Genomic DNA, 22,685 nt, shown 5'->3' with positions numbered 1-22,685 from the left:
GTAAAAGGCCCACTCGCCAGGAGGATAGTCAAACGCCAGAAATTTTGGAACGCCATTCCTGTTTTTTACGGGTGGTCATTCGCCATGACCTGGAGACACGTCAGTCCTTCTTGATCAGCCCTTCTTGATCAGCGCCTCCAGGGCGGCGTGATAGCCTTGGCTGCCGAGCCCCGCGATAACGCCGTCGGCCCGCAACGACACGTAGGAGTGGTGACGGAAGCTCTCGCGCTTGTGCACGTTGGACAGGTGGACCTCGATCACGCTGCCGTCGAAGGCGTTCAGTGCATCCAGGATGGCCACCGAGGTGTGGGTGAAGGCGGCAGGATTGATGATGATGGCCACCGTGCCGTCCACACGAGCGGCATGAATGGCGTCGATCAGCTCGCCTTCATGATTGCTCTGCCGGCTACTCAGCTCCCATCCCGCGAGCAGCGCATGCTCGCGCAGCCCATTGTCGATGTCCGCCAGGGTTTCGTGACCGTAGATATCGGGCTCACGGGTGCCCAACAGGTTGAGATTGGGACCATGCAGAACCAGCACCTTGCCACTCATCAGAGATTCTCCTTCAACAGTTCTCGCCGGTAGTGGGCGAACAGGGATGCGGCTTGCTCATCGGCGGCAGCACGCTGATGCTCATCCTCACAGAACCGCTTGAAGGCGTCCACGCCCTGGAACACGAACAGGCTGACGCCACTCATCACTCCGGCACCAGCCTGCCTGGCAGCGGCGACGAACTCGGTGACCGCCGGCACGTAGACGGCATCAAAGATCCAGTGGTGGGGGCGCAGCACTGAAGGGTCCAGCGGACAGCCCGGACTCTTCTCGTGGCCGATGGGGGTGCAGTTGATCAAGCCATCACACTGCGCCGCCTGCTCGCCTAGCGTGGCGGCATCTACCGCCTGCGCGGTGAAGCCAGCATGGCGAAGTTCGCTGGCCAACGCCTCGGCCCGGGCGGCGTCCAGGTCAGCCAGCCATACGTCCGTTGCACCGAGCTCGGCCACCGCAAAGGCCGCGGCCTTGCCGACGCCTCCGGTACCGACCAGCAGCACCCGCCCAGGAGGGCGCCCCCTCAGGGTCGCCCGATAGCCGCTCATGAAACCCGAAAAGTCGGTGTTGTCGGCAATGATGCGACCGCCTTCGAAAACCAGGGTGTTGGTCGCCCCGACGCGGCGAGCGCCAACGCATACGTCATCGGCCAGTGCCAACGCCTGTTCCTTGAACGGGTAGGTCACGTTGACGCCCCGGTATCCTTCGTCGATCAGCGCCCTTACCTTGTCCTCCAGGGAGGTGATCGGCCGCGCATCAACATCAAACAGGTCGTAGCTTACGTCGATACCGGCCAGCGACCCCAGCCGGGCATGCAGGTCCGGCGAACTGGAGTTGGCGATACCCTTGCCGATAAGGCCTAACTTCATGATATTCACTCCTCAGGGGCGGAGAGCCGATAGCGGGTACGTGACACATGGGTTGCACATCGAGCGCGATGAGCTGGTTTGGGCTGAGCTGGGCTGCTGACGGTGCGTCCTGGCTTATGCCTGGGCAGACTGCGCCGCCAACCGCACTCCAGCGTTGGCCTCACCGTAGCGCTGGTAGTCATCGCGACGCTCGACAATTTCGAAGAAGAAGCGGCCGGCAAAGGTGTCGGTATAGGCGTGGAGGAAGTCGCCGCCGTCGTTGCGATCGAACAGGATATTGCGGCTGCGCAGCGCCTCGACAAACTCAGGCTCCAGGTCGAAGCGGGTTTCCAGGTCGTCGTAGTAGTTGGGGGGAATGCGCAACAGCGGCAGGCCCCGCGCCTTTAGCTCATCGACGCTTGCCAGAATGTTGTGACTGGCGAAGGCGATCTGCTGCACGCCACCACGAAACTCGCTCAAAAAACGCCCCGGCAGAGTGCCCTGGGCCTGGGATACCGTCAGTGGCACACGAATGCTGCCATCCGGGCTGTTGACGGCTTGAGAGACCATCATGCCGTGGGGATCGACAATTTCGTTCTCGGTATCGGCCTCGAATCCGAGCACGGTGTGGTAGTAGAGCTGCCATCCCAGCAATTGCGGGGCTGGCAAGACGTAGGAGAGGTGATCGATGCGCACAAGCCCCGCCTCGTCGCGGCTGTCCTGGTCGAACAACTCAAAGTCCGTCTGCCACTGACGGTCCAGCGCGGCCTGCTCATCCACCAGATAGATCAGGCTACCCTCGACGCCGCGCAGAGCCGGTATTTCCATCTCCCCTTCTCCGACCTGGCCGCGATACAGCGGCGCCTTGAACGCCTTGGCCCGATCCAGCGCCTGCCCCACGTCCGCCACACGAAAACCCACCGCGCAAACCGAGGTGCCATGCAGCAGGCGGAATGTATGAGCAAAGCTGTCCGTCTCGAAATTCAGCACCAGATGGATGTCACCTTGCTTCCACAGCTCGACATTCTTGGAGCGATGGCGACCCACATGGCGAAACCCCAGAGCACCGATGAACTCGCCCAATGGCGCGGCGCTATCCTCGTCCAGGGTAAATTCGATGAAATGCACCCCCTGATAGCCGCTGGACGAAGGAATATCGCTCGCCCATGGGCCCTCTGGCACCAGGTTCTCCAGGTAGATCAGCGAACGCATGCCATCCATGGCGGTGACATCGGTGGGCGCGGCACGGAAGGCATCCGAGAAGATCTCGTGGGACAGCGGCCCGTCGTAGCCGGTCTTGGCCAGCGCCTGCATAAAGGACGCCAGGGGTAGACGTCCTTGGCCCGGAAAGCAGCGAAAATGCCGGCTCCACTGCAGCACATCCATGTCCAGCAAGGGGGCGTCCGCTACCTGCACGAAGAAGATCTTGTCCCGCGGAATATTGGCGATACCGGCGGGATCATGGCCCCGCGACAGAATATGAAAGCTGTCCAGCACGATGCCCAGCGCCGGATGGTCGGCCTGACGCACCAGCTCCCAGGCGTCGCGGTAGTCGGACACGTGGCGGCCCCAGGCCAGCGCCTCGTAGCCGATGCGTAATCCTCTCGCCTCGGCGCGATCCGCCAGCTCCCGCAGGTCAGCGACGATACGCTCGTGGTCAGGCAGCGACTGGGGCGAGACGTTGGAGCACACCAGCATGAAGTCGGTGCCCAGCTCCTCCATCACATCAAACTTGCGCTCAGCGCGCTGCAGATTGCGCGAGCGCGCGGGCTCCGGCATGCCTTCAAAGTCACGGAATGGCTGGAACGCCACGATGGTAAGCCCCAGGCGCTGGCATAGCTGGCGCACCTCGGTCGGCGAGCCATCGAAGGAAATCAGATCGTTCTCGAAAATCTCGACGCCGGCGAAACCGGCACGGGCAATGGCTTCCAGCTTGGAGCGAAGGTCACCGCTGAGACATACCGTGGCAATGGCACGCATGCTGTCCTCCGGGGCGCCCCCTTAGACAAAGACGGCGCGTTGACAAATCTCGGGGTTCACCAGGAACTCCTCCGTGAGACCGACCTGCTCGAGACGCTGGCTTTCCCGAATGACGGGCTATCCAGACGTCCGACACTTCTGACACCCAGGGTGACGAGCAACGCCTTAATCTCGCGAAAAGTTCGCATAGCGATCTTGTGTTCGCATTATGCACGAAAGCGACTCCCCTTTGGCAAGCCTATCGACTACATCAAAGGTCTAAGTTGCAACGCCCTTTACCCTTTCAAGCCCCAGCCCCGTCCGCCGCCGTCAAGAGGCCCACCATTTCCGTCATGCCGCCTGCGCCTGGGGACGCACTAGCCGTTTCTGCCAGCGTTTGGTCAACCTCAGCGACGTACTGGCGTCTTATGCTTTGGTCGGCCTCCCCTTGCTTCAGACACCATTCCACCGTTCCACTCCTTCCACCATGGTCGTAGATGCGCGCCAGGTGCATTGACTCTCTTCGAGACTGCTCCTAGTGTTCGCATAAAGGACTTTGGTTCGTGATGCGAACGAACAGTATGAAGTCACGGTACGAAACGTCGCGCATCATCGAGCACCATGACTCACATTTACCCTGGGCCCAAGCAAGACAACCAGAAGCAGCAAGCGCCGACAGGGCCAGGCGGAATGCCGTCGCTCAGATGTCATAGCTCGAATGTCATAGCTCGGGCGATAGCACGCCGCCAACAAACAAGACTGGAGGACACCATGCCTACCCCTGCACTGAAGACCCTGACACTCGCCATCACCCTTGGCACCCTTGCCGCCGCTGGCGGTGCCCAGGCGGACTACCCGGAGCGCAACCTGACCGGCACCATCCAGTGGGGAGCCGGTGGCGCCACCGACAACGTGGCACGCAGCCTGACCCCCCATGTAGAGGAAGTGCTGGACGCCAGCGTGGTGCTGACCAATCGTCCTGGCGGTACCGGAGTCATTGGCATGAATTACGTCATGACCCAGCGCCCGGACGGCTACAACCTGCTCTACGGTGCCGAGAATCCGCAGCTTTATCCGCTGATGGGTCTGGCCGACTTCAGCTACGCCGATATGCATACCGTCAACATCATCGGTCAGGGACTGGTGGTGATTGCAGCGCCGGCCGACAGCCCCTTCGATACCTTCGCCGACTTGATGACCCATGCCAAGGAGCATCCGGGCGAGCTACGCATGGGCGGTACCGGTGCCGGCGGCCTGCCCAGCACGGTCTACGCCATGATCAATGCGGTGGATGAGCTGGATGTGCGCACCGTGACCTTCGGTGGCGACGGCCCTGGCATCACCGCCATGCTCGGCGACCATATCGACTTCATGCCCCTGAGTCTGGCCGCCGCTGGCGAACAGATTCGCAGTGGCAAGCTCAAGGGACTGGCCGTCGTGACCAGCGAGGAAATCGATTCGCTGCCTGGCGTACCGCCGATCACCAATGCCCTCCCCGAGATCGACAGCTTCCTGCCCTGGGGACCGTTCTGGGGGGTATTCGTGCGCGAAGAAACCCCGGACGATGTGAAGGCCATCCTCGAGGACGCTTACCAGCAGGCCGTGGCCAATGACGATTTCCAGACCTTTCTGGCGAACTTCGGTGCCGAACCTCTGAACCTCACCGGCGACGAGGCCGAACAGTACCTGAGCAACTGGCAGTCAGTCACCGCCTGGTCAATGTTCGAGGCAGGCAGCGTCGAGACCTCGCCTGAGGAGCTGGGCATCGCCCGTCCCGGTGGTCAGGCCGCCACCCAATAGTGGCGCACTGCGCCTTGGTGACATGGGCGCCGCACCTGCGGCGCCTCAACTCGCTTGCGTTGCCGTGCGCTGAACGGTGCACGGCGACTGCCATACAGGTGTCCAGACCCTACGCTGCTGTCGTGGCGGCGGTCTGATGGAGTCCTGCCATGAATGACAAGCCTTCTGCTGACGAATCCCCCGTCGAGATCGTCAAGCCCGGCGAAAAATGCTTCGACTGGCTGCTGCTGATCTTCAGCCTGGCCTTTCTCTATGAGGCCTACCAGATCGACGGCATTCCGTCACTGAACTCACCCGGCTCCTTCCCTATCGGTCTGGGCCTGATCATGCTGGCCTCGTCGGTGGTGATCCTGATCAGCCATCGACGCAAGCGCCGCGCCCCTGAGCTGACCAGCAGCCTCCAGGAGTTCAAGGCCTTTCTCGCTGAGCACTTCAAGCCTCATATCGTGGTCTTCTCGGTCATCTCGGTCGTCTACCTGATAGCGATCGACGGTATCCACTTCTATATCAGCACCTTCCTGTTCCTGTCCGCGATGTTCATCTATTACCGCGGCGGCAAGGTGGTGAGCTCGCTGGTCATCGCAGGCGTTTCCATCGCCATCATCTACGCGCTGTTCACCCTGGTGTTCCGCGTCTACCTGCCGTGAGTCCGGAGGACACATGAACGATACCTTCGCCTACTTCACCATGGCCTGGTTTGACCCGTCCCTGCTGCTGCTGACCGCGCTCGGCACCCTGGGTGGCATCTACATCGGCGCCATTCCCGGCCTGTCGGTGACCATGGCCGTGTCCATCCTGATCTCCTTCACCTTCACCTGGGACATCAACAATGCCCTGGCGCTGATGGTCGGCATCTATGTCGGCGGCGTCTACGGCGGCTCACGCACGGCCATTCTGCTGAACATCCCCGGCGCTCCCTCGGCGGTCACCACCGCCTTCGATGGCTATCCTCTGGCCCAGAAGGGCGAGGCAGGACGTGCCATCGGCCTGAGCACCGTCATGTCGGTGATCGGCGGCCTGCTCGGCACCCTGGTGCTGGCTGGCACGGCCCCTTACCTGGCCGACATGGCACTGCAGTTCGCCCCCAGGGATTACTTTCTGATCGCCGTGCTGGGCCTGCTCTTGGTCAGCACGCTGTCGGGCAAGTCCCTGGCCCGGGGCATCTTCTCAGTCGCACTCGGCGCCGCCATCGGCCTGGTCGGCCTGGACATGGTCACCGCCACGCCACGCCTGACCATGGGCAACATGCAGCTGATGGGTGGCATTCACTACGTGGTGGTGATGATCGGCCTGTTCGGCGTGGCCGAAGCGTTCTACCAGCTCCACAACCTGAAGAAGGTGCCGATCAAGCAGAAGGTCGACAAGATCGTTCCGCCCCTCAACATGGTGCTGAAGTTTCTGCCGCTCTCGGTGCGCACCGCGATCATCGGTGTGGTGGTCGGCGCGCTGCCCGGTACCGGTGGCGACATCGCCTCGCTGTTTGCCTACGACCATGCCAAGCGCACCGTCAAGAACCCCAAGGTTCCCTTTGGCGAAGGCGCCTACGAGGGCCTGGTGGCGCCGGAGACCGCCAACAACGCGGCGGTCGGTGGCGCCTACGTGCCGATGCTGACTCTGGGTATGCCCGGCGACGCGGTCACCGCGGTGATCATCGGTGCGCTGGTGATCCACGGCCTCAATCCCGGTCCCATGCTGATGATCGAAACGCCGCACATCTTCTGGTTCACCGTGGGCAATCTGGCCCTGGCCAATATCTTCCTGCTGATCTTCGGCCTCACCGGCATCAAGATCTTCTCCAAGGTGGTCGAGGTTCCCAAGGCCATCCTGATCCCGCTGATTCTGGTGCTCTGCGTGGTCGGCACCTACTCCATCAACAGCAATATGACCGAGGTGTACTGGATGCTCGGCTTCGGCATCCTCGGGTACTGGCTCAAGGTCTTCAACTTCCAGATGGGCCCGATCATTCTCGGCGTCATCCTCGGGCCGCTGCTGGATGAAACCTATCGCCAGGCCATGGCCTCGGTGGGCGATAGCGGCGGTCAGTTCCTGCTGGCGCTTTTGACCAACCCGCTGTCGCTGGTGCTGACCACGGTCATCGCACTGGTGCTGCTGGGGCAGACCCCGGCCAAGGCATGGGTCCACGGCAAGCTCAAGCGTCAGTCCTGAGCCGTGAGTGGTGATCTGCGTTCGCTCGCGCGGCCAGCAGGCCGCGCGAGCGCCATTCACAAGGAAGTTTCCGGATGATTCCGACCGCCCTGGTGTTCGACTGCGACGGTGTAATTCTCGACTCGGCCCGCCTCAAGCGCGAGGCCTTTGCCGCACTCTACGACGATCATCCTGCGGCGGTACGCGCCGCGGTGGCCGCCTACCTGGGACGAAGAGGCGGACAGCCACGGGAAGTGAAGTTCCGACACATCGAGGGACAGATTCTGGGACGCACACCCAGCCAGGCACGTGTCGATGCGCTGTGCGAGCAGTTTCGTCTGCGCATGCAGGCCTTGATGGACAGTGCGCCGATGATTGCCGGGGCCATGCAGGCCCTGACCCAGTGGCGTGGCCGCTGCCCGCTGGTCCTGCTGTCCGCCACGCCACAGCGCGAGCTCGAGGACGTGGTTGTGCGGCGAGGGCTGGCCGCCCAGTTCGACGAGGTCATCGGTGCACCGCCGGACAAGGTCACCGCCCTCGCTGGCCTGCTGCTCAGGCGCGGCTGGTCAGCCAGCACTACCGTCATGGTCGGTGACTCCTATAATGACTATCGCGCCGCTCGCTCCAACGCCACCGCCTTTATCGGCGTCGGCCAGCACAGCGAACCCTCGCCGTTCCCCCAGGACACCCCATTGATCACCGATCTGCGCGGGTTGGATCAGGCCCTAGGGCGACTCGCCCTTGGCAGCTAGACACTACCTGGGACGGCGATCCCCGCGGTCATCCTTCTCAGGACATGAAGGCCCTAAGCCTCTGGCTCCAGCCAGCGCCGCCAGGCGTCGATGACCACCTGCCGATGGGCCTTGAACTCGACCACATCGCCGCGGGCGGTCTCCCGGGTCAGCGCTGCACGGTGGTTGGCGCTGCGCGCGGCCAGGTAGGCATCACGCAGGGCCTGGGCCTCGTCGGGGGCCAGGTGACCGGTCTCTTCCAGGGTCTCGAGAATTCGCATGTTGTCGCTGAAGCGCATGAGCTCCGGCGTCTGATGGGACAGTGCCAGCACCGCGTACTGACACAGGAACTCGATATCGACCATGCCACCGGGGTCGTGCTTGAGGTCAAAGGTGTCGTCACTGCCCTTTGACCCCAGGTGGTCACGCATCTTGTGGCGCATCTTGACCACTTCATCGCGCAGGGCGTCTTGCTCCCGCTCGCTGCCGAGGATATCGCGGCGTACCTGCTCGAAGGCCTCGGTCAGCTCGGTACTGCCGGCCACCACCCGGGAGCGCACCAGCGCCTGATGCTCCCAGGTCCAGGCCTGCTCGCGCTGATAGTCGGCAAAGGCGCTCAGGGGACTGACCAGCAGACCGGCATTGCCCGAGGGGCGCAGTCGCATGTCGACCTCGTAGAGCGACCCGGCTGGCGTCACCGCCGACAGCAGGTGGATGATGCGCTGTCCCAGGCGGGTGAAAAAGACGGTGTTGTCGATCGGGCGCTTGCCGTCGGTCTCGCCCTGGGACGCGCAGTCATGCAGAAACACCAGGTCGAGGTCCGAGCCATAGCCCAGCTCAATGCCGCCGAGCTTGCCGTAGCCGACGACCAGGAATGCCGGGGTCTCGCCGGCCCGCTCGCCATCCTTGCCAAGCGGAAAGCCATGCTTGCGGGTCAGGGTCTTCCAGGCCATCACCAGCACCGCGTCGAGAATCACCTCGGCGATGTAGGTGAGATAATCGCTGACCTTCATCAGGTGACGGGTGCCTGCGATGTCAGAGGCCGCCACATGCAGCACCTGGGCGTGCTTGAACACCCGCAGGGCTTCCAGCTGGGCCTCTTCATCATCCTCGGGGATCCGCGCCAGGGTCTGGCGCAGCTCATCGGCCAGACGCTGCTTGTCGGCCGGGGTATAGAGGGTGTCAGGCGTCAGCAGCTCATCCAACAGGATCGGATAACGGGCGATCTGCTCGGCGATCCAGGGACTCGCGCCGCACAGCTTCATCAGGTGGCCCAGGGCGTCCGGGTTCTCCCGCAGCAGCGCCAGGTAGGCGGTGCGCCTGAGCACCGCCTCGATCAGCGGCAGCACTCGCTCGAGTGACGCATCGGGTGCCTCGCTGTCGGCCAGCGCGTCCAGCAGCATCGGCATCAGCGCGTCAAGGCGCTCAAAGCCCACCCGCTGCATGGCCTGAACCTGCCGCGATCCCGCCAGGCCCTTGATCCGCTTGAGCGCGGTGGCGGCGTCATGGAAACCGGCCCGCCCCAGCGTGGCCTCGGCCTCCTCGTCGTCCGGCTCGCCGCGCCACAGCTGGCGCCAGGTTTCGAGGTTGGCGCCCTCCTCCGTGTCCTCTTCGACCTCGTCTTCGGGATCGCTGATCACCGCGTCGAAGTGCTGGCGGACCCGTGCGCGCACCTCATCCAGCTGCGCCATCAGCGCCGGCCAGTCCTTGGCGTCCATGGCCAGCGCCACACGCTCGCGGTCGAGCTCGTCATCGGGCAGGGCCTGGGTCTGGCGATCCTCCAGCGCCTGGATGGCGTGCTCCAGATCACGCAGGAAGGCGTAATCCGGCAGCAGCTCGTCGACCACGCCCTGGGGCAACAGGCCGAGCTCCGGCAGACGCTGCATGGCGGTCTTCAATGAGGTGACCTGAAGCTCGGTATCACGCCCACCGCGAATCAGCTGAAAGGCCTGAACGATAAACTCGACCTCGCGGATGCCGCCGGGGCCCAGCTTGATGTTGCCCTGCATGCCCTTGCGCCGGACCTCGCGATTGATCATCGCCTTGAGCTCCCGCAGCGACTCGATGGCACCGAAGTCCAGGTACTTGCGATAGACGAAGGGGCGAATGCTCGACAACAGCTCGTAGCCGGCGTCGATATCGCCGGCCACCGGGCGCGCCTTGAGCATGGCATAGCGCTCCCACTCGCGGCCCTGATCCTGGTAGTAGCCCGCCAGTGAGGCAAAGCTGCCGACCAGTGGCCCGCCGTCCCCCAGCGGGCGCAGGCGCATATCGACGCGAAAGACGAAGCCTTCGGCGGTCACCGGGTCCAGGGCCGAAATGAGCTTCTGCCCGAGCTTGGTGAAGTACTCGACGTGGTCCAGCGCCTTGCGCCCGCCCTGGGTCTCGCCCTTCTCGGGATAGGCGAAGATCAGGTCGATATCCGACGACAGGTTCAGCTCGCCGGCGCCCAGCTTGCCCATGCCGAGCACCACCAGGCGCTGCTCGCTGCCGTCCCCGCGGGGCGCGGGGCGTCCCCAGCGGGCCTCGACAAAGCGCTCGAGCCAGCCAAGCGCACCTTCCAGGCAGACCTCGGCCAGGCGCGACACCGCAGCGCCGGTGGCCCAGGCATCGATGCCCTCAGGGCGATTGATATCACGCCACACGATCCCCAGCATGCGCGCGGCACGAAAGCGCCGAATCGCCGCCTGCATGGCAGCCTCGTCGTCGGCCGACGCCAGGACCTCATCCAACAGCTCCTGGAGCTCTGCAAGGCTCAGCGCACGATCCAGCTCACCACTGGAGTCCAACCAGCCCAGCCACTGGGGATAGCGCACCAGCGTCTCGGCGGCAAACTCGGAGATCGCCAGCACTCGGGCGAGCTCGACCCGTCGATGGGTTTCGAGCGCCTGATACAGCTCACCGGGGGGCTCGCTGCCGCTCATCTCGGCGATGTTGTCCGCCTGATCGATACGCGCGGCCAGGCGTCCCCATGCCTTGTCCAGAGCACCGTGCAAGGCAGCCGGAATATCATCGCGGGGAAGAAAGTCCGGGCTCTGTTCCATGGCGGCTCTCCTTGTTCGTCATCGTCGCCGTGCGCTTCAGCCGGCGGTGTATGCCTCGGTTCATACCCTGAGCATAAACAAGCGCGGCGGTCCCGACACCCTCCGCTGGCGCAAGATGGCCGTTAGCCCATCAAGAACTTCTCGGCGGCCAGCAACGCCCAGGTCAATCCCGCCATGAACAGCGCCAGCATCACTGCGGCGGAACCAATATCCTTGGCTCGCCCGGACAGCACATGGCGCTCGGGCCCGATGCGATCGACCACGCTTTCGATGGCGCTGTTGACCAGCTCCACGATCAGCACCATGAAGCAGCTGCCCACCAGCAGGATCCACTCCACCGGGGTATCGCCAATCCACCAGGCCAGCGGTACCAGCACCATGCACAGCCCCAGCTCCTGGCGGAAGGCCGATTCATGACGAAAGGCCGCTCGCAATCCCTTCAATGAGTAACGCGTCGAGTGAATCAGGTGGCGCCAGCCGGTGTGTCCGGGCTTCATGAGACTTCCTCGTGCAGCGGGACGCGTTCCTGCGTCCCTCAGTGGTTGGCAATCATGCGATCCAGATCGAGAGATACCAGGTCAAGCACCCTGGACCAGCTGATATAGGGCGTGGAGGAGGTGCCGTTGACCAGCACCGTGAATACCCCGAAGCGATGGCTTGCGGTACGGAAGTAGCCGGTCACGGCACGCACCGCCACCGGCTGGTTAAGCGTGCCGGTCTTCACCGTGACGTGGCTCTGGAAGGTCGACGACCCCCGTCGAATGAAGCGCATCGGGCCATTGGTGGGCGCCTGCAGTCCTGCGTTGAACACCGGGAACAGGTCGGCTCGCTGGAACATGTACTCCAGCAGGGCGTTCCCCCCCATGGCGGATATCTTGTTGCCCGTGGTCAGGCCACTGCCGCTTTCCATGGTCGCTGCGCCATGACCTGGCACCTGGGCAATAAAGGTTTCCAGTGCCGTCCCGGCCTGATCGAGCTCCGCCCTCGGCTGATCGACCAGATTCAGCGCCAGCACGTCGGCCATGTAGTTGTTGGAGTAGTTGAGCATACGCAGCAGAATTTCCTGCAGCGGCTTGCCATCCACCGCCGCCAGGCGCCGTGCGGAGGCCGGCGGCGGCTCGCTGGTCGTGGCCACGCCCCCTTCCACCGTGATCCCCATGCTCGCCAGCATGGCCTGGAAGGTGGCAGCCGTCTGCGCCGCGGGATCAGCGCTGGCACGGTAGACCTCACGGGGCAAGGCGTTGGAGGAAATCTGTCCACTGACGGTCAGGGTCTCGCCGGTGCTGCCGGTGACCCGGGTGGCCTGCAGGCTGGTACCGGCATTGGCGCCCTGAGTGGTGACCTGATTGTTGACCGCGAACAGCGGCGCCTGGCTGTTGCAGCCGGTGATCCGCGCAGGGCCACCCACGGCGCCAGGGGCCACCTGCACGCACCAGCTGCCGTAGTTGACGCCGGCCGAGGTCAAAAGCGCACTGTAGGCATTGTCGGAACGCTCACGGGCGGTGCAGCGGTCGATGGTACGGCAGGTCACCGGACCAAAGCGCCACTGGCTGACGACCAGCCTGCCGGAGACACGCCGCACGCCCGCCTGGTGCAGCCGCTGACCCAGGCGCCACAGGTCTTCGCTGGTCAGGCTGGGGTCGCCGCCGCCCACCAGCACCAGGTCGCCCGCCACGGTCCCGCCGGCATCCGGACGAGCGGTGCTGACCACATCGGTGGTAAAGCGATGCTGTGGCCCCCAGGCATCCAACGAGGCTGCGGCGGTGTAGACCTTGGTGACCGATGCCGGCGTCAACAAGCGGCCCGGTTCCAGGCTACCCAGGGTTTCTGCTGGCGCGGCGCCCATTTCGAGCAAGCGTGCCTCGGCACTGACCTGGAAGCCCTGATTCGTCAATTCGGCAAGATTCGAGAAGCCCGCCGCCTGCACGCTGGCGGCAGGCACCACGACGGTAGCCAGCGTCAGCAACGCAGTGGTCATCAAGGCGGATATGGCGGATGAAGAGCGCGACGACATGAAGACTTCCCTGGGGTGGACGGACGTCACGCCGTTTCGACGCAACGAGGGCCGAGTCTACCGCCTGGCGCGACAGGATTCGACTGCGGGTCGATGACATGACCACGCCGCAGCGCTTATCGCTACCCGTCACGCTCATAGGGACGCCGACAACCCGTCACAGGAACGCCGAGAACCCGTCACAGGGACGCCGAGAACCGTCAGTGGGACGCCGAGAACCGTCAGTGGGACGCCGCAGAAGAAAACAGCTGGATCACGCAGACCCCGCCAATGATCATGGCGAGCCCCACCAGGGCGGGCAGGTCGGGCTTCTCGCCGTAGACGATGATGCCGACCAGGGTCACCAGCACAATGCCCAGCCCCGCCCAGAAGGCGTAGGCGATCCCCACCGGTACGCTGCGCAGTACCAGCGACAGCAGGTAGAAGGCCGCCAGGTAACCCACCACCACCACTACGCTGGGCCACAGCCGGGTGAATTCATTGGAGGCCTTGAGCGCCGAGGTGGCAATGACCTCGGCGATGATGGCCAGTGCCAGATACAGATAACTCATCCGCTTGCTCCCTGAAGACGACGTTCGACAATCCGGTCGAACAGCGAATTGAAAACCATGGCATAGATCAGGAAGAACAGCATAAAGCCGGCGTCCAGCCAGAACGCTTCCACCAGACCGATGTTCATCCACCAGGCCACCGCAGGAAGCGTCATGACCAATAGCCCGAGCTCGAAACCAAAGGCCTGGGCCAGACGCTGCTGCAAGGTGCGCCGGCGACTGGGGACCCAGCGGTCGAACATCCAGTTCCACACCAGATTCCACAGCATGGCGGCGGTGGCGAGCCCGGCCGCCAGCACTCCCATTTCGGCGAGGCCGTGACCGCTGAGCATGCTGGCCAACGGCGTGACGATCACCAGCCCACCCAGCTCAAATGACACCATATGTACCAGACGTTCCTTCAAGGACCGCATCACGTTCACTCCCGCCCGAGGGCGTTGTCGCTTGACGATGCCGCCTATTCTAGGAACTTGGCCGATGGATTCCAGCTAGCTACTATCAGGTAAACAGATAGGTAGGCCTTCCACCATGCATTGGACCCTGGACCAGATTCAGCTGTTCATCGCCTGCGCCGAGCAGGGCTCGTTCTCGGCCGCCGCGCGTCACCTTGGGCGTGCGCAATCGGCGGTAAGTACCGGCATTTCCCATCTTGAGCTGGACCTTGACTGCGAGCTGTTCGATCGCCGTTCGCGCTCCCCCACCCTGACCGCAGCGGGCCATGCGCTACTGCCGGAAGCCAGAGCCGTACAAGCGCAGTGCGAACGACTCAACGCCCGTGCGGCGACCCTGGCACAGGGCGAAGAGGCCCAGCTAGTGGTGGCCATGCATGAAGCCTTGATCGAGATGCCCCCGGTGGACGCGACGCTGGAGGCCCTTGCCGAGCATTACCCCGCACTGTCGCTGACCCTGCTGTACGGCGCCCAGGGGGACGTCGCCGAATGGGTTGAGCAGGGCACCGCCCACCTGGGCATTCTGCTCAGTCAGGTGCATGCGGCAGGCCCCCTTGAGGGCAGTCGCATCGCCCATTTGAAGCAGCGTTGGGTGGTAGGAAGCACTCACCCCCTGGCCCAGCAGGCAGCGGTAACGCCGTCGGCCTTGGCCAGCTATCGACAGCTGATGATGGCGTCACGCCATAGCGAGGCGACGGCACCGCCCCACACCGAGCCTTGCCTGAGTCCCATGCACTGGCGCCTCAATAGCTTCTACTCCATGGCGGAGCTGACGGCCCGCGGACTCGGCTGGTCGCTGGTACCGGAGCACGTGGCAGACTATCCGCCTTTTCGCGACAAGCTGCAGACGCTGACAGGACCGGGCCTTGGCGAGCCCCCGAGCATCGAGGTCGAAACGGTCATTCGCCGCGATGCCGCCAAGGGCCCTATCGCCCGCTGGCTGGTCGCCACCCTGGGCGAGAACTTCCGCGCCGTCAGCCATAGCCTGACCGCCCCCGGCGCCCGCTGACCCCGTCCGCTAGGGGGTTGGCATCAGCTGGGGGCGATGATCGAGCGTGGCGACCAGGCGCCACAGAGGCTGGTGGTGCTCGTGGTACTTGCGCTCGAAATGGGTCATCGGTGCTGCGCCGGGGTCGTGGGCCTCGACCGGCGCCGACACTCCAGTGGCCAGAGCCACCGCGGCGGCAAACTCCTCGACGTAGACCCGCCAGTTGGAGCGCACCTCAAGCCTCCCGCCCAACCCCACAATGGCCGGGAACACCGGGTGCCCGTGCCAGCGATGCTTCAGCTGGACCGACTTCGGGTAGGGATTGGGGTACAGCAGATAGTGCCGCTCGGGCTGCCAGCCCGTCGCCAGGGCCAGACGCCAGAAATCCACCAGGTCAGCACGCACCAGCAAGGCATTGTCCGGCAGCGGCCCATGATCCCTGGACAAGCGGTCGGCGCTGCGGTCGACGCCGATTACGCTGTGCTCGGGAAACTGCTCGGCCAGCCTGCGTGTCGACAGACCGACACCACAGCAGGCATCGAGAATAAGCCCTCGCTCACCCTGGGAGCGACGCCAGGCCTCGGCATCGTCAAAGGCGTCTCGGGTGTGCTGAGCCAAAGGCTTGCGCCAGACATGGGACAGGCCACGAGTGACCCTGCGCAGCAGGTCCTCGTGAGGGCCGGTCTGGGCGGAGGTCACGATACGGGGAACATCAGACATATGCGGTCTCGAGCGGGGAAAGCGGCAACAGCGACATGCTGCCGTGAATAGCACAGCCAGTGTACCAAAGCCCCGGTAAGTGAGCAGGTACAGACGCCCCAGCCCAATGCTCGCCAGCGCAAGGGCAACGGCGCCACTCTCACCATGTGCAACACCTTGCAACACACCCGGTGCACGCTGTCGCAGCAGCACTGTCGCCCTGCTCGCGCATGACGAAGGACCGACCAGGTGCTAACATCGCTGGCCTGAAATCCTATCCCGTGGCAATATCGAACGGCGTTTTGCTTGGGACACGGGCAGCATCGCGCGAGGCACGACTCCTCGCCACCTTGGCATCGAGGCATGAACACCAGCAGCGCTGAAGCCAGACCGCCGAATCCACGGATTCCCGCTTCTGGCCTGTTGGCGTCACCTCGACCAAGGGCAGCACTGACGTGCTGATCTGCCCGGGTCTTCATCAGCGCCGTTTTCTGCGCTCCCAGAGCGAGCCTTTCACCCGCTTCAATACGAGGACTCCGGCTTGTCACACTTACCGGTGATCGTGGGCATGGGCGGCGTCAACCCGGCCGGCCGTACCTCGGGCCATCAGGCCTTCCGTCGCACCGTGCTCGACGCCCTTTCCGACGACGAGCAGACCTCCACCCTGCTCGGTCTGGCCGCCATGATGCGCCTGGCCCACTGCGATGCTGACCAGCACTGGCACAATGCCCAGGGCCAGGAGCTCGATGCCGCCCAACTGGCGCTCGAAACCCGTGACCAGGTACTTAGCCATACCCTGATTCGTCGCATCGAAGATCCGCGTTTCAACGACGAAGGCCTGCCAGCCAATCGTCGCGCCAACCTGGCGCTGGAATCGCCGATCACCTTCCGCCTGCGTCGACGCCAGCTACCCGACGACCTGCCGCCTACCTGGCAGGTGCGTGAGGTCGACCGGCATCACCTGGAAGTCACCGTGCCAGCGGGGCAGATGGACGTCATGCTGCCCGAGACACGCCCTGCTCAGGTGCGCGCCGCCGGCCAGCTACCCAGCGGCTTTGATCCCAGCCAGCTATATCGCAGCGTGCACCACCCCCGCGGTCTTTCCATGGCGGTGTTCGCTGCCAGCGATTGCCTGGGCGACAGCGGCCTCGACTGGGACACGCTGCGCGACCGGCTCGACCCGGATGCGATCGCCGTCTACGCCGGCAACTCGATCGGCCAGCTGGATGACGAGGGCTGGGGCGGCCTGCTCAAGAGCTTTGTGTCCGGCAAACGCGCCACCTCAAAGCAGATGCCGCTGGGCTACGGGCAGATGCCTGCCGACTTCCTCAACGCCTATGTACTGGGCAGCGTCGGCGCCACGGGCGCGGCGCTGGGGGCCTGCGCCAGCTTTCTGTACAACCTGCGCCTGGGGATCGACGACATCCGCAGCGGCCGTCGCAGAATCGTCATGGTGGGCACCGCCGATGCGCCCATCACTCCCGAGATCATCGAGGGCTTCCGCACCATGGGGGCCCTTGCCGACGATGATAGCCTGAAGGCCCTGGACGCCCTGGAGCTGCTGACCGACGCCGACTACCAGCGTGCCAGCCGCCCCTTCGCCCGCAACTGCGGCTTTACCATGGGCGAGTCCAGCCAATTCGTGATGCTGATGGACGACGCCCTGGCGTTGGAAACAGGCGCCGATATCCTGGCTGCTGCACCGGAGGTCTTCGTCAACGCCGACGGCTGGAAGCGCTCGATCTCGGCGCCCGGTATCGGCAACTACGTAACCCTGGGCAAGGCCTGCGCCTTGATCCGCGACATGCTTGGAGAAAAGAGCCTGCGCGAGCGCTCCTTCCTGCATGCCCACGGTACCTCGACACCGAAGAACCGCACCACCGAGTCCCACGTCTTTGACGCGGTGGCCAAGGCCAACGGCATCACCGAGTGGCCAGTGGTGGCCATCAAGGCCTTCCTGGGACATTCCCAGGGCAGCGCCGCCGGTGATCAGCTCACCAGCGCCCTGGGCAGCTTCGCCCATGGCCTGCTGCCGGGGATCTGCACCCTGGACAAGGTCGCAGACGATGTCCACGCCGAGCGCCTTCGGTTCTTCCGTGAGACCCAATCCTTCGTCGCAGATGCCAGCCTGATCAATGCCAAAGGCTTTGGCGGCAACAATGCCACCGGCGTGCTGATTTCGCCGAATGCCACCGAGCGGCTGCTGACCCAGCGCCACGGAGCCCAGGCGATGGATGCCTGGCGTGAGCGCCGCGAGGTCACACGGGCCCAGGCCCGTGCCTATCACCAGCAGGCGGATGCGGGGCACTTCGCCGTGCGCTATCGTTTCGGTGAGGGCGTGCTCGAAGGACCGGAGCTCGAGGTGCAGCACGACAGCATCCATATCCCGGGCTACGCCCAGCCGGTATCGCTGGCGGTGGACAACCCCTTTGGCCAGCTTGCCGACAACGACGACGAGAGACAGGAGCAAAGGTGATGACGACGGCCGTCTATCCCGGCACCTTCGATCCGATCACCAACGGTCACTACGACCTGATCGAACGGGCGTCACGCCTGTTCGAGAAAGTCGTGGTCGCCATCGCGGCGAGCCCCGGCAAAGGGCCCGCGCTGGACCTGGATACCCGACTCGAGTTGACCCGAGACGTGGTCGCCCCCCTTGGCAACGTAGAGGTTGTCGGCTTCAGCGGGCTGATGACCGACTTCATGCAAGCCCAGAATGCGCGGGTACTGCTGCGAGGATTGCGGGCGGTATCCGACTTCGAGTACGAGCTTCAGCTCGCCAACATGAATCGCGCGCAGATGCCTGATCTGGAAACCGTCTTTCTGACGCCAGAGGTCGAGAATTCCTACATCTCTTCCACCCTGGTGCGAGAGATTTCTCGCCTCGGTGGAGACATCAGCAAGCACGTGCACCCCAAGGTCGCACAAACCCTGCGTAGCCATTACAATACCTGACCATCACACTGGGATTTGACGCTGCGGATGCCTCTTGCGCTGCAGGACCAATCCCGTTGATCCCGAACACCGGGACCGGCAATGCCGTTTCCCCGGGCTGCCCGCCAGGCCAACTCCCGTCGCTGTGCGACGCGCCTGACCGGAAGCCCCGGCCCCAGGGCCGCGACTCTGCGTGAGGACCCTCAATGTCACTGATGATCACCGACGAGTGCATCAACTGCGACGTCTGCGAACCGGAATGCCCCAATGGCGCCATTTCTCCCGGCGAGGAGATCTACGTCATCGACCCCAACCTGTGCACGGAGTGCGTCGGTCACTACGACGAGCCTCAGTGTCAGCAGGTGTGTCCGGTGGACTGCATACCGCTGGACCCCGAGCGTGTCGAAAGCCACGAGACGTTGATGGAGAAGTACCACATCATCACGGCGGCCTGATCACCTCCGGCCATCGTCGACCATACTGACGCTAACGTGCTAACGCTGACGTGCTGAGGCCGGCATGTCTATGCTGAAAGTTCATGCTGAAAGTTCATGCTGACCGTTCACGCTAGAAGGAGCCGCCCCAGGGCGGCTCCTGGCGTTTACAGCTTGACCACTGCACGCCCACTCAGGGCCTCCGGTAGGTCAGGCACGCTGATCCCCAGCAGGGTGAGCGGCGTGATCGCGGGCCGGCGCTCAAGGCACACGATCAGGCTGTCGCCCTCAAGACGCACTCTGGCACCATCGGCGCATCCTGGAGTCTGCTCGGCGCTCCAGCCCATGGCGCTGATACTGTCGAGTACCCGCTGCGCGGCGTCAGACTCGACGTCTTCCTCGGCGAGCCACGGGGCACTGGCGACCACCGCGGCAGACCTCGCCGCTTCGCTGGCCACCTGGGTCAACTGGTGCTGCTGCACCATGGCCACCGAGTAGCTGATCAAGGCGTACAGCAGCAGCAGGAAAATCGGCAGCACGACGGCGAACTCGATGGCCACCGCCCCTCGCTGGCCCTGCACTCCCCTGCGGTGTCTGTTCATCGCTCCTCCACCGAGTCATTCGGTTGTCGTATCAGGGCGACTCGCCGTCCTGACAGCCTGCCCAGCTGGTGGCGCACCCCGTCAGCGACTCAACGCCCCCTGCATCCACCGCCAGCACCCGTACATCCAGGGTGTTGACGCCGATGCCCAAGCCCTCGAGCGCCGGCTCCAGCAAGGTCGCGTTGACGTCAGACAGCGTCGCCGACAGCAGGGAGGGCACACCAAGAGTGGATACCAGCCCACCAAGCAAGCCCAGCTGGTTGACCACACTCGTGACCAGTCCGTCCAGCACCTGGGTCACCTGGGCCCCACCTTGGCCATCAAAGACCGCCCGGGACTGGTCGGGCCAGACCAGTCGTCGCTGCTCCTTGGCGCCCTGGGCGCTGCCCGCGGTGGCACCTTCGTCATTGGAGAAAAGCCCCAGCAACCTGACCTCCTGCTCGATCTGCACTAGCGAACGCTGGGCCACGACGCTAAGCTCGAGCCCGTCATCCAGCGCCGCCATGGCGTCGACCGCCGCGCGCCCTTCAGCCCCGGTCACCCGGGTGCTTACCTCCACATTCAGCAGTCCGGCCAGCCCAAGCCCAAGCTCCAACGACAGCTCGAGCTGCGCATTGCGGGCGACGCTACGATAGCAGGACGATGAACAGTCGCTGGCCAGACTTGCACCAGCGGGGCCCGGAGGTCCCACGGCGATGGTCGGAGGAGAGATGACCTCGAGTGCCAGCGACAGGTCGGCCAACCCCAGCCCGACGGCGATCGAGGAAAGGTCTGCCAGCCCGAGACGGACTCCGCCCTGCTTGCTGGCGTCGAGCAACAGCGCGCCTTCCAGCAGCTCGCGAACCGGCACTCGAGCGGTGAGAATATCGCGCACCGCGACCTCTCCCTGTGGGTCGATCGCCAGCAGCTCGGCCATGGTGAAGCGCTCGCCAGGCGCCCCCGGACGCACCGGATTGGCGCTTACCGAGTCCAGTGCCTCACGGATACGCTGGCCCAGTGCCTCGAGATCCAGCGATTGCGCGAGTTGCTCTTCAAGGTCCACGTCCAGCGACTCGACCCCCAGCAGTTCGCCCAGGCTGAGCTCGAGCCCAACGCCGTCATACGCCCCCAGCACCGTCAGGTCGAGCCGAGCACCGACCAGCCGATCGAGCAGCAGCGCCAGTACTGCCGATTCGCTGGTATCGACCTCAAGCAGGCTGGTCCCGGCGCTCAGCGTTACCATCGAGGCGCGCCTTGCCACCCCGGTAGCGGTCAGCCGGGTGTTGTCGTCCACCTCGCCGCCGATCAGCTCACCCAGGTTGGCCAGCAGGCTGCTGGGCACCTCACGCTGAAGTCTGACCTCGACGCTGTTGGCGAGCCCTGACTCCGTGAGGAACCTGCCACCGTCGTCAACCGCGCCCTGGGTCAGGGTCAGGGTGGCGTCCCCCGCGTCCACATCGATGCCATTTTCCTGCACGGCATCGATGGCCCACAGGCGCAGGCTGGCATGGCCACAGGCATCCCCCTGAAACAGCGCCTGGCAACTTGCCGCCGCGGATACTGCCGCCAGGTCCGCCGCCTGCTGCAGGCGACGCTGCTCCAGATACAGGCGCCCGGCATCCAGGGCCAGGGTCACCAGGGCGACCAGCCAGACCAGCAGGAAGGCGGTCATCACGCCGATGGCGCCTCGCTGTCGCTGCAGCCTGCCAGCCGATGTCATCAGTCGCCGTCGCGGAGTGCCAGCCTCAATCCTCGCCAAAGCCGGTCTCGATATAGCGCTCTGGAATCGGGTGGCCGAAGCTGTCCACATAGCGCTGATAGATCTGGCTCTGGACCTTGCCCGACAGCACCTGGACGGAGGGCGATGCCACGCGTCCCTCACGCTGTGCGGCCAGCATTCCTCGGGTACGTTCGCCGAAGGGGTCGCGACTGGCGGAAAGTCGCACGATGCCGGGATGGCTGGTAGCGGTCTGCTGCGCTTCCGCGCGATCCGGCCATAGCATCAGCGCCAGGCTCAGCAGCAGGCAGACCATCGCCGCCACAATGAGGGTCTTGGGCTGGGTGACAATGTCCTTGCACATCACGGTCCATCGCTCCTTGCAGGAGCGCATCCTGCGTCGGCTCATCATGATTCCGTCCTCTCAGCGGGAGATGCCGCCGGGGAGATCGTACGCGGCGGCGCCGCCAGCAGTCGGGCGTCGACTCCCAGGCGTCGTGCGGTGCGTTCGGCCTGAGCGGCTTGCCCGCTCAGCCGCAGGGCCAGCACCAGGTTGGCGGCCGCCTGCTGGTGGCTGGGGTCGAGCTCCAGCGCGGTGCGAAATTCCTCCGCCGCCTGCTGCGATTCGCCTGCCAGCAACAGCAGGTAGCCGAGATCATTGCGGATGCGTGGATCGATCGGCCGGGACTCCCGGGCCTGCCGCATCAGGGTCATGGCCTGGTCGTGACGGCCAGCACGAAAGGCATTGCGTGCCAGCCCGCGATAGCCATCTGCCACCAGGCAGGTGCCCAGCAGGGCCTCGTAGGCGCGGTTACTGCCCTCGACATCGCCGATGGCGCGTCGTGCATCGCCTTCAAGACGCCAGGCAAGGGGCAGCCCATAGTCACCTGCCTCCAGGTGAGCGGCGGCGGAGCGCGGCTTGCCGTCGTCCAGCATGCGCTCGATCAACGACAGCTCGACACCGATATCGGCAGCATAGCGGCGTCCACAGGGCCCGCTGCTCTGCTGCTGGGCGTCGCCCACCACCTCGACGGCCGGCGCGAACGCCGTCATGGGCATGGGCTGTGAAGACGCGCTGGTACATCCACTCAGCAGCGAGACTCCCAGCAGCGCGGCCAGGACGCACCACGCGCCCCCCATTCCGGGGTGCCGTGGCATGCCAGCTGGTGGTTGGCCGGAAGCGGCGAGGGTGGAGTGGCGATCTCTCGATGTCATCGGCGTCTCCCACCGGTAGTGAAGCAAAGG

The 22,685-nt window shown here is 64.5% G+C and carries 21 protein-coding genes; 8 read left to right on the top strand and 13 right to left on the bottom strand.

Going from position 1 to position 22,685, the window contains the following annotated elements:
- Window positions 1-114: 114 nt before the first annotated feature.
- The 3 genes from aroQ to KUV45_RS19585 all read right to left on the bottom strand — a co-directional run bounded on the left by aroQ (window position 115) and on the right by KUV45_RS19585 (window position 3,374).
- Window positions 115-555, bottom strand: coding sequence for a type II 3-dehydroquinate dehydratase (gene aroQ / locus KUV45_RS19595; protein WP_206940858.1), 441 nt, complete (start codon window positions 553-555; stop codon window positions 115-117).
- Window positions 552-1,415, bottom strand: a complete 864-nt coding sequence (locus KUV45_RS19590; protein ID WP_222163965.1) for a shikimate dehydrogenase — start codon at window positions 1,413-1,415, stop codon at window positions 552-554. Before KUV45_RS19590 ends, aroQ begins: the two co-directional genes overlap by 4 nt.
- A gap of 114 nt (window positions 1,416-1,529) precedes the next feature.
- Entirely contained in the window at window positions 1,530-3,374 is a 1,845-nt protein-coding gene (locus tag KUV45_RS19585) for a bifunctional sugar phosphate isomerase/epimerase/4-hydroxyphenylpyruvate dioxygenase family protein (RefSeq protein ID WP_222163964.1), read from the bottom strand.
- A 750-nt stretch (window positions 3,375-4,124) separates the two neighbouring features.
- Between KUV45_RS19585 and KUV45_RS19580 the strand changes: the two genes are divergently transcribed.
- The 4 genes from KUV45_RS19580 to KUV45_RS19565 all read left to right on the top strand — a co-directional run bounded on the left by KUV45_RS19580 (window position 4,125) and on the right by KUV45_RS19565 (window position 8,050).
- Window positions 4,125-5,153 (top strand): tripartite tricarboxylate transporter substrate binding protein, encoded by a 1,029-nt coding sequence (locus KUV45_RS19580; RefSeq protein ID WP_222163963.1) that lies wholly within the window; start codon window positions 4,125-4,127, stop codon window positions 5,151-5,153.
- Between the two features lie 149 nt (window positions 5,154-5,302).
- Window positions 5,303-5,800 carry a tripartite tricarboxylate transporter TctB family protein gene (locus KUV45_RS19575; protein WP_222163962.1) on the top strand — a complete coding sequence of 166 codons (498 nt, stop codon included), beginning with the start codon at window positions 5,303-5,305 and terminating at the stop codon, window positions 5,798-5,800.
- A 13-nt stretch (window positions 5,801-5,813) separates the two neighbouring features.
- Complete coding sequence (locus KUV45_RS19570; protein WP_222163961.1) at window positions 5,814-7,319, top strand: tripartite tricarboxylate transporter permease; 1,506 nt, start codon at window positions 5,814-5,816, stop codon at window positions 7,317-7,319.
- A 74-nt stretch (window positions 7,320-7,393) separates the two neighbouring features.
- Window positions 7,394-8,050, top strand: a complete 657-nt coding sequence (locus KUV45_RS19565; RefSeq protein ID WP_222163960.1) for an HAD family hydrolase — start codon at window positions 7,394-7,396, stop codon at window positions 8,048-8,050.
- 53 nt (window positions 8,051-8,103) lie between these two features.
- Here KUV45_RS19565 and glnE read toward each other — a convergent pair whose 3' ends face one another.
- The 5 genes from glnE to KUV45_RS19540 form a co-directional block, all read right to left on the bottom strand.
- Window positions 8,104-11,073, bottom strand: coding sequence for a bifunctional [glutamate--ammonia ligase]-adenylyl-L-tyrosine phosphorylase/[glutamate--ammonia-ligase] adenylyltransferase (gene glnE / locus KUV45_RS19560; protein ID WP_222163959.1), 2,970 nt, complete (start codon window positions 11,071-11,073; stop codon window positions 8,104-8,106).
- Window positions 11,074-11,195: 122 nt separating this feature from the next.
- A complete protein-coding gene (locus tag KUV45_RS19555) occupies window positions 11,196-11,570 on the bottom strand; it encodes a diacylglycerol kinase (protein ID WP_206940597.1) in 375 nt (124 codons plus the stop codon).
- 38 nt (window positions 11,571-11,608) lie between these two features.
- Window positions 11,609-13,087, bottom strand: coding sequence for a D-alanyl-D-alanine carboxypeptidase/D-alanyl-D-alanine-endopeptidase (gene dacB, locus KUV45_RS19550; protein ID WP_224852127.1), 1,479 nt, complete (start codon window positions 13,085-13,087; stop codon window positions 11,609-11,611).
- Window positions 13,088-13,308: 221 nt separating this feature from the next.
- Window positions 13,309-13,638, bottom strand: coding sequence for a multidrug efflux SMR transporter (locus KUV45_RS19545; RefSeq protein ID WP_222163958.1), 330 nt, complete (start codon window positions 13,636-13,638; stop codon window positions 13,309-13,311).
- Window positions 13,635-14,051, bottom strand: coding sequence for a PACE efflux transporter (locus KUV45_RS19540; RefSeq protein ID WP_222163957.1), 417 nt, complete (start codon window positions 14,049-14,051; stop codon window positions 13,635-13,637). The genes KUV45_RS19545 and KUV45_RS19540 overlap by 4 nt, the downstream gene beginning before the upstream one ends.
- A gap of 115 nt (window positions 14,052-14,166) precedes the next feature.
- Between KUV45_RS19540 and KUV45_RS19535 the strand changes: the two genes are divergently transcribed.
- Window positions 14,167-15,096, top strand: a complete 930-nt coding sequence (locus tag KUV45_RS19535) for a LysR family transcriptional regulator (protein ID WP_206940603.1) — start codon at window positions 14,167-14,169, stop codon at window positions 15,094-15,096.
- A gap of 9 nt (window positions 15,097-15,105) precedes the next feature.
- Here the strand turns inward: KUV45_RS19535 and KUV45_RS19530 are convergent, their stop codons facing one another.
- Entirely contained in the window at window positions 15,106-15,795 is a 690-nt protein-coding gene (locus KUV45_RS19530; RefSeq protein ID WP_206940605.1) for a tRNA (guanosine(46)-N(7))-methyltransferase TrmB, read from the bottom strand.
- Window positions 15,796-16,342: 547 nt separating this feature from the next.
- Here KUV45_RS19530 and KUV45_RS19525 point away from each other — a divergent pair.
- The 3 genes from KUV45_RS19525 to KUV45_RS19515 all read left to right on the top strand — a co-directional run bounded on the left by KUV45_RS19525 (window position 16,343) and on the right by KUV45_RS19515 (window position 19,163).
- Window positions 16,343-18,250 (top strand): beta-ketoacyl synthase, encoded by a 1,908-nt coding sequence (locus KUV45_RS19525; protein ID WP_222164044.1) that lies wholly within the window; start codon window positions 16,343-16,345, stop codon window positions 18,248-18,250.
- A complete protein-coding gene (coaD, locus tag KUV45_RS19520; RefSeq protein WP_206940607.1) occupies window positions 18,250-18,729 on the top strand; it encodes a pantetheine-phosphate adenylyltransferase in 480 nt (159 codons plus the stop codon). Before KUV45_RS19525 ends, coaD begins: the two co-directional genes overlap by 1 nt.
- Window positions 18,730-18,914: 185 nt before the next feature.
- Complete coding sequence (locus KUV45_RS19515) at window positions 18,915-19,163, top strand: YfhL family 4Fe-4S dicluster ferredoxin (RefSeq protein WP_206940609.1); 249 nt, start codon at window positions 18,915-18,917, stop codon at window positions 19,161-19,163.
- Window positions 19,164-19,309: 146 nt separating this feature from the next.
- Here the strand turns inward: KUV45_RS19515 and KUV45_RS19510 are convergent, their stop codons facing one another.
- The 4 genes from KUV45_RS19510 to KUV45_RS19495 all read right to left on the bottom strand — a co-directional run bounded on the left by KUV45_RS19510 (window position 19,310) and on the right by KUV45_RS19495 (window position 22,655).
- A complete protein-coding gene (locus KUV45_RS19510; protein ID WP_206940611.1) occupies window positions 19,310-19,744 on the bottom strand; it encodes a TadE/TadG family type IV pilus assembly protein in 435 nt (144 codons plus the stop codon).
- Window positions 19,745-19,775: 31 nt separating this feature from the next.
- Complete coding sequence (locus KUV45_RS19505; RefSeq protein WP_222163956.1) at window positions 19,776-21,398, bottom strand: pilus assembly protein TadG-related protein; 1,623 nt, start codon at window positions 21,396-21,398, stop codon at window positions 19,776-19,778.
- 70 nt (window positions 21,399-21,468) lie between these two features.
- Window positions 21,469-21,852, bottom strand: coding sequence for a DUF3613 domain-containing protein (locus tag KUV45_RS19500; RefSeq protein WP_222163955.1), 384 nt, complete (start codon window positions 21,850-21,852; stop codon window positions 21,469-21,471).
- Window positions 21,849-22,655, bottom strand: a complete 807-nt coding sequence (locus tag KUV45_RS19495; RefSeq protein WP_222163954.1) for a tetratricopeptide repeat protein — start codon at window positions 22,653-22,655, stop codon at window positions 21,849-21,851. Before KUV45_RS19495 ends, KUV45_RS19500 begins: the two co-directional genes overlap by 4 nt.
- Window positions 22,656-22,685: the final 30 nt, after the last annotated feature.

It is taken from the genome of Halomonas sp. DP3Y7-2, from assembly GCF_019800795.1.
Classification (GTDB): Bacteria; Pseudomonadota; Gammaproteobacteria; order Pseudomonadales; family Halomonadaceae; genus Halomonas; species Halomonas litopenaei_A.
Note: the sequence above shows the minus strand (reverse complement) of the source record. Positions and strands in the feature narration are given on the sequence as shown.

What these genes read in the sequence shown, in the direction of transcription:
- KUV45_RS19515 (WP_206940609.1), top strand. Translation starts at nt 18,915, where the DNA reads ATGTCACTGATGATCACCGACGAGTGCATCAACTGCGACGTCTGCGAA.
- KUV45_RS19495 (WP_222163954.1), bottom strand. Translation starts at nt 22,655, where the DNA reads ATGACATCGAGAGATCGCCACTCCACCCTCGCCGCTTCCGGCCAACCA.
- KUV45_RS19555 (WP_206940597.1), bottom strand. Translation starts at nt 11,570, where the DNA reads ATGAAGCCCGGACACACCGGCTGGCGCCACCTGATTCACTCGACGCGT.
- KUV45_RS19590 (WP_222163965.1), bottom strand. Translation starts at nt 1,415, where the DNA reads ATGAAGTTAGGCCTTATCGGCAAGGGTATCGCCAACTCCAGTTCGCCG.
- glnE (WP_222163959.1), bottom strand. Translation starts at nt 11,073, where the DNA reads ATGGAACAGAGCCCGGACTTTCTTCCCCGCGATGATATTCCGGCTGCC.
- KUV45_RS19545 (WP_222163958.1), bottom strand. Translation starts at nt 13,638, where the DNA reads ATGAGTTATCTGTATCTGGCACTGGCCATCATCGCCGAGGTCATTGCC.
- KUV45_RS19570 (WP_222163961.1), top strand. Translation starts at nt 5,814, where the DNA reads ATGAACGATACCTTCGCCTACTTCACCATGGCCTGGTTTGACCCGTCC.
- KUV45_RS19500 (WP_222163955.1), bottom strand. Translation starts at nt 21,852, where the DNA reads ATGATGAGCCGACGCAGGATGCGCTCCTGCAAGGAGCGATGGACCGTG.
- KUV45_RS19585 (WP_222163964.1), bottom strand. Translation starts at nt 3,374, where the DNA reads ATGCGTGCCATTGCCACGGTATGTCTCAGCGGTGACCTTCGCTCCAAG.
- KUV45_RS19565 (WP_222163960.1), top strand. Translation starts at nt 7,394, where the DNA reads ATGATTCCGACCGCCCTGGTGTTCGACTGCGACGGTGTAATTCTCGAC.
- dacB (WP_224852127.1), bottom strand. Translation starts at nt 13,087, where the DNA reads ATGTCGTCGCGCTCTTCATCCGCCATATCCGCCTTGATGACCACTGCG.
- KUV45_RS19575 (WP_222163962.1), top strand. Translation starts at nt 5,303, where the DNA reads ATGAATGACAAGCCTTCTGCTGACGAATCCCCCGTCGAGATCGTCAAG.
- KUV45_RS19530 (WP_206940605.1), bottom strand. Translation starts at nt 15,795, where the DNA reads ATGTCTGATGTTCCCCGTATCGTGACCTCCGCCCAGACCGGCCCTCAC.
- KUV45_RS19580 (WP_222163963.1), top strand. Translation starts at nt 4,125, where the DNA reads ATGCCTACCCCTGCACTGAAGACCCTGACACTCGCCATCACCCTTGGC.
- coaD (WP_206940607.1), top strand. Translation starts at nt 18,250, where the DNA reads ATGACGACGGCCGTCTATCCCGGCACCTTCGATCCGATCACCAACGGT.
- KUV45_RS19540 (WP_222163957.1), bottom strand. Translation starts at nt 14,051, where the DNA reads ATGCGGTCCTTGAAGGAACGTCTGGTACATATGGTGTCATTTGAGCTG.
- KUV45_RS19535 (WP_206940603.1), top strand. Translation starts at nt 14,167, where the DNA reads ATGCATTGGACCCTGGACCAGATTCAGCTGTTCATCGCCTGCGCCGAG.
- KUV45_RS19510 (WP_206940611.1), bottom strand. Translation starts at nt 19,744, where the DNA reads ATGAACAGACACCGCAGGGGAGTGCAGGGCCAGCGAGGGGCGGTGGCC.
- KUV45_RS19525 (WP_222164044.1), top strand. Translation starts at nt 16,343, where the DNA reads ATGGGCGGCGTCAACCCGGCCGGCCGTACCTCGGGCCATCAGGCCTTC.